The organism is Hoeflea sp. 108 (assembly GCF_000372965.1).
In the GTDB taxonomy this organism is placed as follows: Bacteria; Pseudomonadota; Alphaproteobacteria; order Rhizobiales; family Rhizobiaceae; genus Aminobacter.
The window spans coordinates 3,823,832-3,839,317 of record NZ_KB890024.1 but is presented as its reverse complement, the minus strand read 5'-3'; the positions used below and the strand labels follow the sequence as shown (position 1 = coordinate 3,839,317).

The 15,486-nt window shown below is 64.2% G+C and carries 14 protein-coding genes; 4 read left to right on the top strand and 10 right to left on the bottom strand.

The window, feature by feature from the left end; all coding sequences use genetic code 11:
* Positions 1–109 precede the first annotated feature (109 nt).
* Positions 110–1,786 (bottom strand): outer membrane beta-barrel protein, encoded by a 1,677-nt coding sequence (locus B015_RS0119070; protein ID WP_018429336.1) that lies wholly within the window; start codon positions 1,784–1,786, stop codon positions 110–112.
* Positions 1,787–1,973: 187 nt separating this feature from the next.
* Between B015_RS0119070 and B015_RS0119065 the strand changes: the two genes are divergently transcribed.
* On the top strand, positions 1,974–2,972 hold the full coding sequence (locus B015_RS0119065) for a KpsF/GutQ family sugar-phosphate isomerase (protein ID WP_018429335.1): 999 nt from the start codon (positions 1,974–1,976) through the stop codon (positions 2,970–2,972).
* A 157-nt stretch (positions 2,973–3,129) separates the two neighbouring features.
* Here B015_RS0119065 and B015_RS0119060 read toward each other — a convergent pair whose 3' ends face one another.
* The 5 genes from B015_RS0119060 to B015_RS0119040 form a co-directional block, all read right to left on the bottom strand.
* A complete protein-coding gene (locus B015_RS0119060; RefSeq protein ID WP_018429334.1) occupies positions 3,130–3,594 on the bottom strand; it encodes an NfeD family protein in 465 nt (154 codons plus the stop codon).
* Between the two features lie 25 nt (positions 3,595–3,619).
* Positions 3,620–4,573: an SPFH domain-containing protein gene (locus B015_RS0119055; protein WP_018429333.1), complete on the bottom strand. Its 954-nt coding sequence runs from the start codon at positions 4,571–4,573 to the stop codon at positions 3,620–3,622.
* A 162-nt stretch (positions 4,574–4,735) separates the two neighbouring features.
* Complete coding sequence (gene hemH / locus B015_RS0119050) at positions 4,736–5,800, bottom strand: ferrochelatase (protein ID WP_018429332.1); 1,065 nt, start codon at positions 5,798–5,800, stop codon at positions 4,736–4,738.
* A 232-nt stretch (positions 5,801–6,032) separates the two neighbouring features.
* On the bottom strand, positions 6,033–7,943 hold the full coding sequence (locus B015_RS0119045; RefSeq protein ID WP_018429331.1) for a 5'-nucleotidase C-terminal domain-containing protein: 1,911 nt from the start codon (positions 7,941–7,943) through the stop codon (positions 6,033–6,035).
* A gap of 231 nt (positions 7,944–8,174) precedes the next feature.
* On the bottom strand, positions 8,175–8,561 hold the full coding sequence (locus B015_RS0119040; RefSeq protein WP_026227479.1) for a hypothetical protein: 387 nt from the start codon (positions 8,559–8,561) through the stop codon (positions 8,175–8,177).
* A gap of 258 nt (positions 8,562–8,819) precedes the next feature.
* On the opposite strand from B015_RS0119040, the gene B015_RS0119035 reads away from it, so the two are divergent.
* From B015_RS0119035 to B015_RS0119025, 3 genes are read left to right on the top strand one after another with little or no spacing between them, the layout of a single operon-like run.
* Entirely contained in the window at positions 8,820–10,253 is a 1,434-nt protein-coding gene (locus tag B015_RS0119035) for a PTS sugar transporter subunit IIC (RefSeq protein ID WP_018429329.1), read from the top strand.
* 56 nt (positions 10,254–10,309) lie between these two features.
* Complete coding sequence (locus tag B015_RS0119030) at positions 10,310–10,771, top strand: PTS sugar transporter subunit IIA (RefSeq protein WP_018429328.1); 462 nt, start codon at positions 10,310–10,312, stop codon at positions 10,769–10,771.
* Between the two features lie 15 nt (positions 10,772–10,786).
* Complete coding sequence (locus B015_RS0119025; protein WP_018429327.1) at positions 10,787–11,074, top strand: PTS sugar transporter subunit IIB; 288 nt, start codon at positions 10,787–10,789, stop codon at positions 11,072–11,074.
* A 68-nt stretch (positions 11,075–11,142) separates the two neighbouring features.
* Here B015_RS0119025 and B015_RS0119020 read toward each other — a convergent pair whose 3' ends face one another.
* The 4 genes from B015_RS0119020 to B015_RS0119005 form a co-directional block, all read right to left on the bottom strand.
* Complete coding sequence (locus B015_RS0119020; protein ID WP_026227478.1) at positions 11,143–12,588, bottom strand: homospermidine synthase; 1,446 nt, start codon at positions 12,586–12,588, stop codon at positions 11,143–11,145.
* Between the two features lie 139 nt (positions 12,589–12,727).
* Positions 12,728–13,651, bottom strand: a complete 924-nt coding sequence (locus tag B015_RS0119015; RefSeq protein ID WP_018429325.1) for a DUF3445 domain-containing protein — start codon at positions 13,649–13,651, stop codon at positions 12,728–12,730.
* Between the two features lie 65 nt (positions 13,652–13,716).
* Positions 13,717–14,382, bottom strand: coding sequence for an aminotransferase class IV family protein (locus tag B015_RS0119010; protein WP_040456932.1), 666 nt, complete (start codon positions 14,380–14,382; stop codon positions 13,717–13,719).
* Positions 14,331–15,485 (bottom strand): aminodeoxychorismate synthase component I, encoded by a 1,155-nt coding sequence (locus B015_RS0119005; RefSeq protein ID WP_018429323.1) that lies wholly within the window; start codon positions 15,483–15,485, stop codon positions 14,331–14,333. The genes B015_RS0119010 and B015_RS0119005 overlap by 52 nt, the downstream gene beginning before the upstream one ends.
* Position 15,486 lies beyond the last annotated feature (1 nt).

Here is a 15,486-nt window from a genome sequence, read left to right as displayed (position 1 = left end):
AACTTTGCCGGTCACGGCATGGATCCGCGACACTCTCCACTTGCTACGTCGAGGATGACGAATTGCGGGATGTGCAGGCGACACCAGTCGAAGCCGGCACGCTGAGACCCTAGCGCTGAACTTTCACGCCGACGAAGACGCTGTTGGTGGTGCTGTCGCGGTTGGAGAGCGTGCTGCTGAAGGTCTCGTGGCGCAGGCGTCCGGTGAGGCCGGTGTAGCGGTTGAGCCACCAGGTGAGGCCCGCCTCGGCACTGAGGGACAGATCATGGTCGGTCGAACCGGCGTAGTCGCGCCAGCCGATGCCGGCGGCGGCGAAGCCGGTGAGGTTGGCGCGCATCTGGCGCTCGACGCCGAGACGCGCCGCATAGAGTACTGAGCCGCTTTCGCCTGCCGACGTCGAACCTTCCAGCGAGGTGGTGCCGTTGAGGGTGACGATGGTGCCGCGCATCGGCGACCACCGGAGATCTGCGGCGACGGAGGCGGCGGAGATGCTGCCCAGCCTGTCGTCGTCAAAGGTCTGGCCGACCCAGCCGGCGGAAATCTCGCCGCCGAATTTCTCGCCCATGTCGATCTCGACGCCGGCAAGGGCGGCAAACTGATTTGCCGAACGCTCGAAGCCGGCGGTGTCGAACCTCAGGTCGTAGATGCGACGGCCGAACTGGATTTCGCCGAACGGGGTCAGCGCCGGCGACACCTCGTAGCCGATGCGCAGCCTGCCATTGTAGAGGGTCGAGTTCCTGTCCTTCTGCGACAGCGTGCCGCCACCCGACAGAGCGGCGTCGCCATAGCTTTCCTTGACGGCTTCGCCCGATATGCCGAAGCGCAACTTGCCGACATCCTTTTCCAGGCCGAGCGAGCCGCTGAAGGTTTGCAGGGTGGGGCGCTCGGCGGTGCCGATGATGACGACGGGCGAGGTCGCCGATTCCGGGCGGACATTGTAGCCGAGGCGGGCAAGTGCGCGCATGTCTTCGGCAAGATCGAGCTGGAGGCGGCCGTCGATGCCGCCGGTGACGTCCTTGACCTCCTGCCCGGACACCGACTTGCGGAAGTTGCCATAGGCATCGACGGTGGCCGAATGGCTGTCCCAGTCGGACGCCGCATTCAGGCGGAGCGTGGTTTCAGACAGGATCGCCGACTTTCCATCCGAACTCGAATCGGCGTTGGAGGTCGCGGTGACGCCCTGTTCCAGGCTTGGCTTGAGCACGAAGGTGCCGAAGCGGATGCCCGTCGGGTCGTAGGGATTGAGCTCGGGCTGCGGCTTGCGGCCTTCGATCGCTGCCTGGCGCGCGGATTCGGGGCCGTTGTCCTCGCGGCCCTCGAAATCCACCGTCTGCTGGCGCACGGTGCCGGTGGTGGTTTCATCCTGCTCGGGGGCAGGGGCCTTCTTCGGCGCGTTCGCCGGCTGCTGCCGGCCGGCGAGCTGCTCGCGCCGCGCCTTGGCCCGGTCGCGTGCCGTTGTCGGCGGCAGCGCCTGCAAGGGGCCCGCGTCGTTGGCGAAGGCATCGTCGGCATTTGGCGGTTCACTGAACAGGCTGGCCGAGGCGTTGGCCGGCTTGTCGGGCACCGCGCCGGGACTGGCCGGCTGGTAGTCCTCGGCCTGGTTCTGCGTGTCGGCGTCCGTTGCCTGGTCCTGCGATGCGTCAGCGGGACGCTTGCGCTTCAGAGGCTTGCCCTGGTCGTCGGTGACCGCGCCGCGCAGCCCGGCATCCTGGGCGTGGACCGGCCCGGCGCACAGCACCGCTGCCACACTTGCCGTTGCCAGCAAGGCGCAGATGCGCGCACCCAAGAGGTGCCCCCTATGCTCCGGCCTGACCCGTGCCATCGTACCCACTGCTTCGCCGGCGCGAACTGCGCCGTGCTTAGCAACTGGTAAATGGCCATGGTTAATGGAGTGTTGAACTGGCCCGCCCGGAAGGGAGGCCGAGGGGCAATATTGATGGACAGCCGGCGTATGACGCGCTAACGCATGCGCCATGCACGCTGGATCGCTGAAAAAAGAGCCGGACCCGCAGGCGTCGATCGCCTCGGCACTTCGTACCATCACCACCGAGCAGGCCGGTATCGCCGCACTCGTGGCGGCGCTCGAAGGCCCGCTGGGTGAGCCTTTCGCGCGCGCCGTGTCGGTGCTCGGCCAGCTCAACGGCCGCGCCATCATCACCGGCGTCGGCAAGAGCGGACATATCGGCAAGAAGATCGCCGCCACCTTCGCCTCGACCGGCACGCCGTCCTACTTTGTCCATCCCGCCGAGGCCATACATGGCGATCTCGGCATGATCACCCGCGACGACGCCATTGTTGCCATTTCGTGGTCAGGCGAAACCGCCGAGCTAAAGGGCATCGTCGGCTATTCCAGGCGCTTCTCCATTCCGCTGATCGCCATCACCGCCGGCGACGCATCGGCGCTCGCCAGGCAGGCAGATGTCGTGCTGTCGCTGCCGCGGTCGCCCGAGGCCTGCCCGCATGGCCTTGCGCCGACAACCTCGACGCTGCTGCAGCTCGCCATCGGCGATGCGCTCGCCGTGGCTCTGCTCGAGGCACGCGGCTTTACCGCCGATCATTTCCGCACCTTCCATCCCGGCGGCCAGCTGGGCGCCAGCCTGATGCCGGTGGGCGAACTGATGCACACCGGCGACCGCATGCCGGTCGTCACGGTCGGCACCAAGATGCCGGAAGCGGTGAGGATGCTGTCGCAGAAGCGCTTCGGCTGCGTCTGCGTCATCGATGCAGAGGGCAAGCTCGCCGGTATCGTTACCGATGGCGACCTTTCCCGCAATCTCGACCGCAACCTGGCTGAAACCCGGGTCGAGGAGATCATGACGACGCGGCCAAAGACGGTGCCCCGCCAGATGTTGGCGGGCGCGGCGATCGCCATGCTCAACGAGAACAATATCGGCGCGCTGATCGTGGTCGAGGGCGACCGCCCGGTCGGCCTCGTGCATTTCCACGATCTGCTCCGGATCGGCGCAGCCTAGCTTCCTCGATCCCGGGATATCCCGTTTGGCCTAGACCAAGGTCAGGCTAATCTGACTTCTTGCAAATGAGAACGCCCGGCACCCTCGTGGTTCGACAAGCTCGCCATGAGGGCCGTTGGGGCGGTTTCGACCAATTCGGTTCAGGCCTCGAACGGGCTCAGACCGGCTCCACCACCAGTTCCAGATCGGTGTCACCGGCGGCGACGACGCGCACCTGGGTGCCGACAGGCAGGTCGGGGCCGGAGACGCGCCATGTGGTGTCGCCGAGCTTGATGCGGCCACGGCCTTCCCGGATCGCCTCGGTCAGCGTCGCGGTGCGGCCGACCATCTGGGCGCCACGCTGGTTGAGAAGCGGCTGGTCGCTTCTTTCGGAGCTGTTGTTGGTGATGCGCTTGCCGAGATAGGCCGATGCCAGCGACAGGACGACGAAGGTAAGAACCTGGGCGTGCCAGGTCCAGGACGCCCAGTCCCACAGCTGTAGCGACAGCGCACCGACCAGCAGCGCGGCGATGCCGATCCACAGCAGGAAGACGCCGGGGGCAAAGATCTCCAGCGTCAGCAGTACGAAGCCGAGCAGCATCCAGACCCAGGGGCCGAGCTCGGTGATGAAACGCACGATCATCTGCGGTTCCTCGCTGTCGCGCCGCTCAGTTCTGCTCGGGCGGAATGCGCGGGGTGCGGGCTTGCGACTGCCGCTGCGCGCCGGCCGTGCCTTCGCTCCTGAAAACCTCCTTGGCGATTTCGCCGATGCCGCCCAGCGTGCCGATCAGCGATGACGCTTCCATGGGCATCAGCACCACCTTGCTGTTGCCGGCGGAGCCGATCTTGGCCAGCGCCTCGGTGTATTTCTGGGCGACGAAGTAGTTGATCGCCTGGACATCGCCCTTGGCGATGGCCTCGGACACGACCTGGGTGGCGCGCGCTTCGGCCTCGGCGGCGCGCTCACGCGCCTCGGCGTCGCGGAAGGCGGCTTCGCGGCGGCCTTCGGCTTCCAGCACCTGTGCTGCCTTCAGGCCCTCGGCTTCGAGGATCTGGGCGCGCTTGTTGCGTTCGGCCATCATCTGACGAGCCATCGACTCGACCAGGTTGGCCGGCGGGTTGATGTCCTTGATCTCGACACGGGTGACCTTGATGCCCCACGGGTGCGCCGCCTCGTCGACCACGCGCAGCAGCCGCTCGTTGATGGCATCGCGGTTCGACAGAAGCTCGTCGAGGTCCATCGAGCCCATGACCGTGCGGATGTTGGTCATGGTCAGGTTGAGGATGGCGTTCTGCAGGCCGGCGACCTGATAGGCCGCCTGCGGAGCGTTCAGCACCTGGTAGAAGGCGACGCCGTCGACCGCCACGATGGCGTTGTCGCGGGTGATGACTTCCTGCGTGGGAACGTCGAGAACCTGCTCCATCATGTTCATCCTGGCGCCGATGCTATCGACAAAGGGGATGATCAGGTTGAGGCCGGGGGTAAGCGTCCTGGTGTAACGGCCGAAGCGCTCGACAGTGTAGTTGAAGCCCTGCGGAACGGTCTTGATGCCCTTGAACAGGACAAAGATCGCGAAGATGGCAATGGCCGGAACAACCAGATCGTAACCACTGAAATCCATTCGGCTCTCCCCACGCGTTCGCCGCGCGCAAGTCTTTGACGCGGCTCGATGCCGAAAGACTTAAGCGGCTTTCAGCATCGTTACAATGACATGGGGCCTGAATGTCGGGGGCAAATGTTCTGGAGGACAGTCAGGGCCGGCGGCAGCCCCGACGGGCAGAGATCAGACCCAGCCCATCAGTTCGCGACGGGTGATCGCCTCGATCACCGCCATGCCCTCGGGGCTGTCGTTGAGGCAGGGGATGTGAGAGAAATTCTTGCCGCCGGCATGGTGGAAGATCTCGGCGTTCTCGCCGGCGATCTCCTCAAGTGTCTCGATGCAGTCGGCCGAGAATCCGGGATTGACGATGGCGATCGACTTGACGCCCTCCTTGGCCAGCCGCTCGACGGTCTTGTCGGTGTAGGGCTGCAGCCATTCCTGTGCACCGAAGCGCGACTGGAAAGTGGTCATCAGCTTCTTGTCGTCCATGCCGAGCCGTTCGCGCAGAAGCCTTGTCGTCTTGACGCAATGGCAGTGATAGGGGTCGCCGCGCTCGAAATAGGGTTTCGGGATGCCGTGGTAGGAGGCGAGGATCACCTCCGGCTCGAAGTCGAGTTTGGCCAGATGCTGTTCGATCGAGCGGGCCAGCGCCTCGATATAGACCGGCTCGTCGTAATAGGCTGGAACCGTGCGGATCGACGGCATGGCGCGGATTTCCATCAGCGCGCGGAACAGCTGGTCGCTGGCGGTCGCGGTCGTCGTTGCCGAGAATTGCGGGTAGAGCGGGAACATGACGATGCGGTCGCAGCCCTGGGCGATCAGCTTCTGGACCACGCTCTTGGTCGAGGGATTGCCGTAGCGCATGCCCCAGTCGACGATGACGTCGGGCAGGTCGCGCAGGGCTTCGGCCAGCTTCTCGCCCTGGGCGCGGGTATAGGTGCGCAGCGGAGATTCGTCGCGCTCGGTGTTCCAGATCTTCTTGTAGTTCTCGCCCGACTTCTTTGGCCGCGTGTTGAGCACGATGCCGTAGAGGATCGGATACCACAGCGCCTTGGGCATCTCGATGACGCGCGGGTCGGAGAGGAATTCGCGCAGATAGCGCCACATCGACTTGCTGTCGGTGCCATCAGGCGTGCCGAGATTGACCAGGAGAACGCCGACCTTGCCCTTTTTCACCTGGGGATGGCCGCCGGGAAACGGGCCGAGCGCCTTGGCGGATTTTTCGTCGATGGTGGTGGTCAGGTTCATTCGGTGTCTCCGTACTGCGGGATACCTAATTGAATGGGGCGGCCGTTCAATGTCGCGTCTGGCCGCACCCTGAGGTAGCGAATAGGGAATAGCGAATAGTGAGTAGAGAAGGCAGCCCCAATAGGCTCGGGCGCCCCACGGGTCGCGCTGGCCCTATTCGCTATTCCCTATACCCCAAATGAAAAAACCCGCCCGGCGTGCCGGGCGGGCTTGTCAGGTCGGGTTTGACCTATCAGTTGGCGGCCGGGATTTCCAGCGTGCCGCCGATGTGCAGGTCCTTGGCCTTGGCTTCCGGATTGGCTTCGGCGATCGCCTTCCACTTGGTCGGGTTGCCGAGATACTTCTTGGCCAGGTCCCAGAAGGTGTCGCCGGCGGCGATGGTGTGCTTCTGGGCAGCGGCGGCGGCCGGAGCGGTCGCAGCCGGTGCGGCTTCAGCAGGCTTCGGAGCTTCGGCAGCGGGTGCTGCCGGAGTTGCAGGGGCGGGAGCTGCTTCGGCGGGCTTTGCCGGCTCGGCAGCCGGCGCAGGCGTATTGGTGGCGATTTCGACGATGCGGCCGTCGAGCTTCGGCGTGAACGGACGGTTCTTGCCGAGATAGTCGGCGACAACCTGTTCAAGGCTCGGACCGTAGTCATAGGCATTGGTGGCGTTCGAGGCGAACAGCTTGTAGCCGTCGCCGCCCTGGCGGACGTAGTTGTTGGTCGCCACCGTGTAGACCTTGGCTTCGTCGATCGGCTTCCAGGCGCCGCCGTCCATCACCTCGACCGACTTGACGCGGCCGGCATTGGCCGCGACCGACTTGTCGAACGAATACTTCAGGCCGGCGACCTGCGGGAACTTGCCCTTGCCTTCCTCGATCTCGCTGACGCCGGCCTCGAGCGAGGCGACGATATCCTTGCCGGACAGCTGGAAGGTGGCGAGCGTGTTCTGGAAGGGCAGCACCGTCAGCACTTCACCCATGGTGACGACGCCCTGGTCGATGGAGGCACGAATGCCGCCGCCGTTCTGGAAGACGATGGTGACACCCTGGTCCTTGACGCGGTCGAGGATGGCGTCGGAGATCAGATTGCCCATGGTGCATTCGCGGGCGCGGCAGTTTTCACGGCTGCCGTCGATGAGCGCAGTGGTCTCGGAGACCTCCTTGTTCTTCAGCTCCTCGATCGGGGCGCCGAGCTCCTTGATGCGGGCGAGCACGGCTTCATCCGGCTTGATCGAGTTGTCGAGATAGATCGGGTCGCCCTTGGCTTCCTTGACGACGCCGTTGTCATCGAAGGTGACGGTGAACTCGCCGAGATACTTGGAATAGGACGCCGCCTGGGTAACCGGGACCTTGTAGCCCTCGGGGTTGTCGATCATCGTCGGGTAAGGGCCTTCGGCTTTCGCGTCGGTGTTCGACAGAAGCGAGTGCGAATGGCCGCCGACGACAACGTCGACGCCTGGGATCTTGGCGATCATCTCCTTGTCGCGCGGATAACCGACATGGGTCAGAGCGATGATCTTGTTGACGCCTGCGGCCTTCAGCTTCTCGACTTCGGCGGTGATGTTCTTGACGTCGTCCTCGATGGCGATGTTGGGGCCGGGCGAGGCGACTTCAGGCGTGTCGTTGGTCACGGCGCCGACGATGCCGATCTTCTGGCCGCCGACCTCGAGCACGATCGACGGCTTGATGCGGTCGCCGACCTTGGACTGGGCGTTCGGATGGACGTTGGCCGAGAGCACCGGGAACTGGATCTTCTCGAGGAAGGGCACCAGCGCGTCCTCGCCGTCGTCGAACTCGTGGTTGCCCACGGTCATGGCGTCGAACTTCATCTGGTTGAGGAACTCGGCTTCGACCGCGCCCTTGTAGGTGGTGTAGAACAGCGAGCCCTGGAAGTTGTCGCCGCCGTTGAGCAGCAGCACGTTCTGGCCTTCCAGCTTCTTGCGCTGGTCGGCAATCGCGGTCACCAGGCGCGCCGCACCGCCAATGCACTCGCCCTTGCCCTCTTCCTCGGCCGAGCAGGTCGATTCGAACTTGTTGTTGCTTTCGATCCGGCTATGCCAGTCGTTGAAGTGAAGAATCGTCAAAGTATAGTCGGCGAATGACGGCGCGACGGAATATCCGAAGGCCGATGCCGACAAAGCCGCAATGGCAGCCAATCTCTTCATAATGAATTCTCCCGAATGACCCCCGCGAGGCATTTACCGCCTTCGCTTGACCGGAATGTTACACATTCCTTGGGGCCATGTTCACATTCCGAATTTTCGGATGCAAGGGAGAATCTGAGGCCGAAAGCCGGCTTACTTAACGCCTGCGAAACGACATTTCCGTGGCTCTGGGTGCCGCGCGCGGGTTCGTTCGATCGTGTGCGGCGCCCACTTGCGCAGGCGCCGGCAGGATCAGACGCGACGGGTCAGGGTGAACTGCTGGTTGGTCGAGCTGGTGCAGTTCAGCTGGTTGGCCGAGATCAGCAGGCAGTTGAAGCTGATCGGCGACTGGCGGATCAGCGAGGTGCCGTTGATCTGGACCGAGTTGGCGCCGGTCATGACATAGGTGCCGTCGGACAGTTTCTGCCCGGTGTCGGTGGCGACAGTCTGGAACGCGCCGGCCTGGAAGGTCGAAAGACCGGTGCCCTTGGCATCGAGCCAGGCGCCTTCAACGCCGCTCTGCGCCCGCACTGGAGCGCCACCGCCCGAAACACCGCCGCCGCCGGTCGTGCAGCCAGCCAAGGCGGCCGCGAGCAATGCCATCACTCCGGCCGAACGAATTTTGCGCGAAGTCGTCATCAAGAATCCTCTCCTCAGTCCGCCAGCCTTCAATCGCCCGATTTGATGGCGAAGGCAAGGCTTTGGCCGCCCCTGTCGACAGTCGAAACGAGGTGCCGACACCACCGAACGGCCGGCGGGCCCATTCGTTCCAACCGATACAGCTGCCAAGCCTGATTGACAGGCTCAGGAATCGATGTAACTTTCGTATGCGTTGAAGCACAAATGTTCTGAGGCTGGAGGGCCCGGGACATTCTTTTGGAGTCTGGGGGGAGCATCATGGATGCGTTTTTGACCGGCCTTAAGTCGGCCGTGGACACGCTTGGCGCAACGGTGCTGTTGCCCATCGTCATTTTCATCATTGCCGTGGTTCTCGGCGCCAAGGTCGGCAAGGCGTTCCGCGCCGCCATCACCATCGGCGTCGCCTTCATCGGCATCAATCTCGTGCTCGGCCTGATGCTGGGCTCGATCGGCGACGTGGCCAAGGCCATTGTCACCAACACCGGCATCCAGCGCGACATCGTCGACGTGGGTTGGCCGTCGGCCGCGGCCATCGCCTTCGGCTCGTCTGTCGGCCTGTGGGTCATCCCCATCGGCATCGCCGTCAACATCGCGCTGCTGCTGCTGCGACTGACGCGCACGCTGAACGTCGACGTCTGGAACTTCTGGCACTTCGCCTTCGTCGGTTCGCTGGCGACCGCTGCCACGGGCAGCCTCGGTTACGGACTGGCGGTCGCAGCGCTGGTTGCCGCACTTGCGCTGCTGTTTGCCGACTGGTCGGCCCGCGCCGTGCAGCAGTTCTATGGCATCCCCGGCGTTTCCGTGCCGCATCTCGCCTCGGCGCAGATCCTGCCCATCGCCATCGTGCTGAACTGGATCATGGACCGCATCCCCGGCATCAACCGCATCAACATCTCGACGGAGACCATCGAGAAGCGCTTCGGCGTGTTCGGCGAACCTGTCGTGCTCGGCCTGATCATCGGCCTCGTGCTTGGCCTGATCGCCTACTACAACGCTGGCGATTTCGGCACGGTGCTGTCCAAGGTCCTGACCACGGGCATGACGCTGGCCGCCGTGATGCTGCTCTTGCCGCGCATGGTGAAGGTCTTGATGGAAGGACTGCTGCCGGTCTCCGACGCTGCCCAGGAATTCGTGCGCAAGCGCACCGGCGACCGCGAGCTGCTGGTCGGTCTGGACTCGGCAATCCTGATCGGCCATCCGGCCGCGATCTCGTCGTCGCTGATCCTGGTGCCGATCGCCATCGTGCTGTCGATCATCCTGCCGGGCAACCGCGTCATCCTGTTCGCCGACCTTGCCGTCATCCCGTTCATCGTCGCCATGACCGCGCCGCTGCTCAAGGGCAACGTCTTCCGCATGGTGATCGTCGGCACCGTCACGCTCGCTCTCGGCTTCTACGTCGCCAACGCGCTTGCGCCGCTGTTCACCAGCGCTGCCGTGTCGTCGGGCTTCCAGATGCCTGCGAACGCTGTGCAGATCACCTCCGTCGTCGACGGCTTCCTGTGGGTGCCTTACGTGATCATCGAAGCCATCCAGTGGCTGGCGATCGGCGGGCTGGTGCTGCTGGCGGCCATCATCGCGGCGCTGTTCTTCCTCTACCGCCGCAACAGCGCGGCCTGGGAACGGGCAGCCGGCGCCGAGGATGACGGCGAAGGCACCGAGGCCGGCAGCGTGCGCTACGCGACCTCAGGCTGAACCGAGATACCGGAGCCGACGGCATGTGCCGCCGGCTCCGCCACAAGGAGACAAGGATGGCGCGAGCCCTCATGAACCACATCGACCCCGAAGCAATCGCGCTCGGGGTCGATGCCACTGATGGCGAAGCCGTCATCCGCCTGCTCGCGGGCAAGCTCGAGGCATTGGGCTATGTGAAGGGCAGCTATGCCGACGCGGTTGTCCGCCGCGAGGCGACGATGCCCACCGGCCTGCCGCTCGGCTACGCGCTCAATGTCGCCATTCCGCACACCGATCCCGAACATGTCATCAAGCCGGGCATTGCACTGGCGGTGCTGTCGCAGCCGGTCGACTTCGCCAACATGGAAGACCCCGACGAGGCGGTTCCTGTCGGTTACGTGTTCCTGCTTGCGATCAACGACAAGGACAAGCAGATAGACATGCTTCAGGAAATCATGGACACGATCCAGAGCGAAGAGGCCCTTGCCGGGCTGAGCCGTGCTGCATCCGCAGCCGACGTTGCCGCTGCACTGGGCTAACAGGGGGATTTCACGATGGCCAAACAGAAAACCGTTCTTTTCGCCTGCGGCACAGGCGTCGCCACCTCGACCGCCGTCAACGCCACCGTCACCGAGGCAATGAAGGCGCGCGGGCTGACTTTCAACGCCATGCAGTGCAAGGCAACCGAGGTGCCCAGCCTGGCCGACAATGTCGACCTGATCGTTGCCACCACGCCGATCTCGGCGTCGGTCACGGTGCCGGTCATCAAGGGCCTCGCCTTCCTCACCGGCATCGGCAAGGACAAGGCGCTCGACGACATCGAGGCAGAGCTGCGCAAGTAGTCGCGGGCTTTATCGCCACAAACAAAAAGGGCGCCGTCTGGCGCCCTTTTCTTTTCCGGTGACGCCGATCAGCGCACCAGGATGTTGCGGAACTGCCAGGGGTCGTCCTTGTCGATGTCCTCCTCGAACAGGCCGGGGCGGCCGTCGAGCGGGGTCCAGTCGGTGTAGTGGCCGTTGACCGGTCCGAGATACTGCTGCTGCACTTCGAGGCAACGCTTGTAGTCCATCTCGTCGGCCTCGACGATGCCGGCCTCGGGGTTCTCGAGCGCCCAGACCATGCCGGAGAGCACGGCCGAGGTCACCTGCAGGCCGGTGGCGTTCTGATAAGGCGCAAGCTTGCGGGCCTGCTCGAGCGTCAGCTGCGAGCCGTACCAGTATGCGTTCTTGTCGTGGCCGTAGAGCAGCACGCCGAGCTCGTCCTTGCCGTCGACCAGTTCGTCCTCGTCGAGAACGTGATGGACGGGCTGCGGCTTGCCGGCAGCACCGAACATCTCGTGCATCGACAGAACCGCGTCGTTGCAGGGGTGGTAGGCGTAGTGGCAGGTCGGGCGATAGATGACCTTGCCCTTCTTCGAGCGCACGGTGAAGAAGTCGGCGATGGAGATCGCCTCGTTATGCGTCACCAGGAAGCCGTATTGCGGGCCAGGCGTCGGGCACCAGGTGCGGACGCGGGTGTTGGCGCCCGGCTGCTCCAGATAGATCGCCGCCTTGCAGCCCTTCTTGAACTTCTTGGCGTTCTTGGGCTTCCACGTCTCGTGGGTACCCCAGCCCAGCTCGGCCGGCTGCAGGCCCTCGGAGATGAAGCCCTCGACCGACCAGGTGTTCCAGAACACGTTCATCGGCTTGGGGTTCTTGGTGCGCTGGGTGTCGCGCTCGGCGATGTGGATGCCCTTGACGCCGGCCTTCTTCATCAACGCTGCCCAGCCGTCGCGATCCTGCTGCGCAGGCTCCTCGAATTCGAGGCCGAGATCGTTGGCGAGGTTGACCAGCGCCTGCTTGACGAACCACGAGACCATGCCCGGGTTGGCGCCGCAGGTGGAAACGGCGGTCGGACCGCCGGGGTGCTTGCGCCTTTCGGCGAGCAGGGTTTCGCGCAGGGCGTAGTTGGTGCGCTCGCTATTGTCGGCGCTGTTGTCGAAGTAGAAACCGAGCCAGGGCTCGATGACGGTGTCGACATAGAGCGCGCCAAGCTTGCGGCTGAGATGCATGAGGTCGACCGAGCCGGTATCGACCGACAGGTTGACGCAGAAGCCCTGGCCGCCGCCGTTGGTCAGCAGGGGCGTCAGCAGCTCCTTGTAATTGTCCTTGGTTACCGCCTCCTGGATGAATTTGATGCCACGCTCATCCGCGAGTTTTCGGTTTTCGTCGCTGGGATCGATAATCACCATGCGCGACTTGTCGAATTTGAAATGGCGTTCGATGAGGGGGAGCGTTCCACGACCGATCGAGCCGAAGCCGATCATCACAACAGGACCAGTAATCTCACCGTAGACGGACCATTTTTCATTCGCCATTTTTTATGGCACTCCTTCTCACACTAAAAGAGCCGGGCCACGATTGACCCGGCTTCAACGCCTAAACCATACATGCTTATGGCAATAAAGCGAATCCGCTTCCTAGATGCTGTAGGAACCGGACGTTATGCCGCTATTGTTAGCCGGCTGGAGCCATGCCGTTGAGGAAGCCAACCAGCCTGTCACGATCGGCGGAGAGGCCCTTGTAGTCGAGCTGGTCGCGGTCGAGGCTCATCAGCTGATCGGTGAAGGAGGCGGCCAGCCGGGCGCGGTCCTCATGACGCGCAAGCACCGCCAGCGGATCGAGATAGATGCGGATGGTGAACAGGATGTCGCCCGACACCGGCAGCTTTCGCAGCGTCTGCCGCTCGACCCGGATGAAGGCGCGTCCCGCAGCGTCGGCATCGGCAAAGGTCGAGTGCGTCTCGGCCGAACGCGCGATGCGCTGGCGGTCGGAGAGTGGATGGTAGAGATCGCCATTGGCCTGGATCGACCAGTTGAAGCGCTCGACCAGCACGGCAAGCTTGTCGAACATGCGGGCGATCAGTTCGGCCATGCGCGTGCCGGGGCCGAAGCCGGGCACCGGGCCGTGGATGTGGTGGATCGGCAGGCCGAATTTTTCGGTCAGCTTCCACGACGAGGGGAAACACAGCGATCCGGCGGCCAGCCGCCAGCCATCCTCGCCCTGCCGCATCAGGATCAGGTCTTCCTGCACCAGCTTCGAGGCGGCGATCAGGGGATTGTCGCCGGGATTGGCGATGTCGATGGCGCGATCCATGCCGGCGATGAGGCAGCGCTCGCCTTCGAGGCGATAGGTCTGGGGGAAGCGCTCGGTCAGATGCGCGACCAGCAAGTCCAGCACCTCCTGCTGGGCCGCCCGCGTTTCCGGCTCGGCGACGAACACCTTGTCGGGCACTTCGGTGTAAAGCCTGTCCTTCTCGGCCAGATAAGCGCCGAGATGGCCGTCAAGCTCGATCCAGTCGCGCGGCTCCGCCTGCTTCAGGCCGATGGCGAAGGGTTTTGATGTGCCGTCATAGGGCGTGTGCGTAACTACAGCGGTCATCCGAACCTGTCGCTTCCTGAGGTTGGGATGACTTAGCCTTTGCCTCGCATGCCGGCAATCTCAGCTCATTGGACCAGTCTGGCGGCAATGAGCCCGCGCAGCGAGTTGCCTACGAAGATCTTCGACGCGCTGGCGATATCGTCGATGGTCAGATTGGCCTCCACTGCCTCGCCTTTCTCGATCAGCTCTCCGCGCAGCACGCCGGCGAGAAGGCCGCAGGTAAGCGCTGGGGTCCTGAGCGGGGCGCCGTTGCCCATATCGAGGAAGAGGCTGGTGATCGTGCCTTCGCAGACCTGCCCTGCCTCATTGAGCAGGATCACTTCGTCGGCCGCATCGCGGGCAAACTCGGCGCGGGCGGCGTCATAGGCCTGCCGGCGCGTGGTCTTGTGGCGCAGGAGCGTGTCGGTCGAGGCAAGCCGGGGTGTGGCGATGCACAGGATCCACAGCGTGTCGGGCGACAGCGGCGCGAAGGCCTGCCTGGTCACACCGACCTTGCCGTCTTGGGAGAGGGCGAGGCGAACCCTGAGCGGCGTGTCGCCGGTGGCGGCCTTCGCCAAAGCCTGCCTGACGGCCGTAAGGTCGAAGGCGAAGCCGAGTACCTCCGCCGAGGCCGCGAGCCGGGCGAGATGGCGGTCGCCGCGCAGGAAGCCGCTTTCGGGCTCCCAGCGCAGTGTCTCGATCAGCTCGAAGCCGGCACCGAGCCGGTCGCGAAGCGTGCTTTCAGAAGACATTCCGCATACTCCGCTTCTGCCGTCGAATCGAACACCACGCCGCCGCCGACATTGTAGACGGCCTCGCCATCGGGGAAGAGCGTGATGGTGCGGATCGCCACGTTGAAGCGCATGGTGCCGCCGGGCGCGATCCAGCCGATGGAGCCGCAATAGACGTCGCGCGGCGTGCCTTCGAGATCGTGGAGGATTTCCATGGCACGGATCTTCGGCGCACCTGTTATCGAGCCGCAGGGGAAAAGGGCAGCGAAGATGCGCTCGATGGAAAGGCTTGGCAGGAGCTTGGCCCTGACGGTGCTGACCATCTGGTGCACGGTCGGATAGCTCTCGATGCGGAACAACTCGGGCACGTCGAGCGAACCGACCTCGCTGATCAACGAAATGTCGTTGCGCAAAAGGTCGACGATCATGCGGTTTTCCGCCTGGTTCTTCTCGTCGTTGCGCAGAAACTCCCTGAGTGCAGCATCCTCTTCTGATGTCTTGCCGCGCGGGGCTGTGCCCTTCATCGGATGGGTCTCGATCCAGCCTTCGCCGTCGATCTCGAAGAACAGTTCGGGCGAACGCGACAGCACGACCGGGCCGCCGAGCGAGACGAGCGAGCCGTATTTCACCGGCTGGCGCGCAATCAGCGCGTCGAAGGCATCGAGCGGCGTGCCGGTCCATTGCGCCTGTACGGGGAAGGTGAGATTGGCCTGGTAGCAGTCGCCCTGGCGAATGTGCTGGTGGAGCCGCTTGAAGCGGCGTTCGTAGTCTGCCTCCGACCATGCGGCGCGAGCGTCGAAGATCGGCCCGTTGGTTGCTGGCCCTGGTGCAGGCGGACGCACACGGCCCGATGGCTGGTCGAATACGCCCAGGCAGATCAGCGGCGTGCGCCGCCCCTCTGGCAATAGCGGCCGGAGCTTCGGCTCGAGCAGGTAGCCTGCCTCATAGGCGAAGTAGCCGGCGAGCCACTTGCCGCTGTCATGCGCGGCCTGGGCAGCCGCGAGCGCGGGAAAGAAGTCGTCGGCGCCGTGCGCAACGATGGTTTCGCGCGGTGCCTCGAACAGCACTTCCTGGCCGGCGCGATCATCCCGGAACAGGACGAAGGGTGAAGTAAGATCTGCCATG

Excerpts from the sequence above, each read along its gene's own strand:
- B015_RS0119065 (WP_018429335.1), top strand. The coding sequence starts at position 1,974 with ATGCACGCTGGATCGCTGAAAAAAGAGCCGGACCCGCAGGCGTCGATC.
- B015_RS0119060 (WP_018429334.1), bottom strand. The coding sequence starts at position 3,594 with ATGATCGTGCGTTTCATCACCGAGCTCGGCCCCTGGGTCTGGATGCTG.
- B015_RS0119055 (WP_018429333.1), bottom strand. The coding sequence starts at position 4,573 with ATGGATTTCAGTGGTTACGATCTGGTTGTTCCGGCCATTGCCATCTTC.
- hemH (WP_018429332.1), bottom strand. The coding sequence starts at position 5,800 with ATGAACCTGACCACCACCATCGACGAAAAATCCGCCAAGGCGCTCGGC.
- B015_RS0119045 (WP_018429331.1), bottom strand. The coding sequence starts at position 7,943 with ATGAAGAGATTGGCTGCCATTGCGGCTTTGTCGGCATCGGCCTTCGGA.
- B015_RS0119040 (WP_026227479.1), bottom strand. The coding sequence starts at position 8,561 with ATGACGACTTCGCGCAAAATTCGTTCGGCCGGAGTGATGGCATTGCTC.
- B015_RS0119035 (WP_018429329.1), top strand. The coding sequence starts at position 8,820 with ATGGATGCGTTTTTGACCGGCCTTAAGTCGGCCGTGGACACGCTTGGC.
- B015_RS0119030 (WP_018429328.1), top strand. The coding sequence starts at position 10,310 with ATGGCGCGAGCCCTCATGAACCACATCGACCCCGAAGCAATCGCGCTC.
- B015_RS0119025 (WP_018429327.1), top strand. The coding sequence starts at position 10,787 with ATGGCCAAACAGAAAACCGTTCTTTTCGCCTGCGGCACAGGCGTCGCC.
- B015_RS0119020 (WP_026227478.1), bottom strand. The coding sequence starts at position 12,588 with ATGGCGAATGAAAAATGGTCCGTCTACGGTGAGATTACTGGTCCTGTT.
- B015_RS0119015 (WP_018429325.1), bottom strand. The coding sequence starts at position 13,651 with ATGACCGCTGTAGTTACGCACACGCCCTATGACGGCACATCAAAACCC.
- B015_RS0119010 (WP_040456932.1), bottom strand. The coding sequence starts at position 14,382 with ATGTCTTCTGAAAGCACGCTTCGCGACCGGCTCGGTGCCGGCTTCGAG.
- B015_RS0119005 (WP_018429323.1), bottom strand. The coding sequence starts at position 15,485 with ATGGCAGATCTTACTTCACCCTTCGTCCTGTTCCGGGATGATCGCGCC.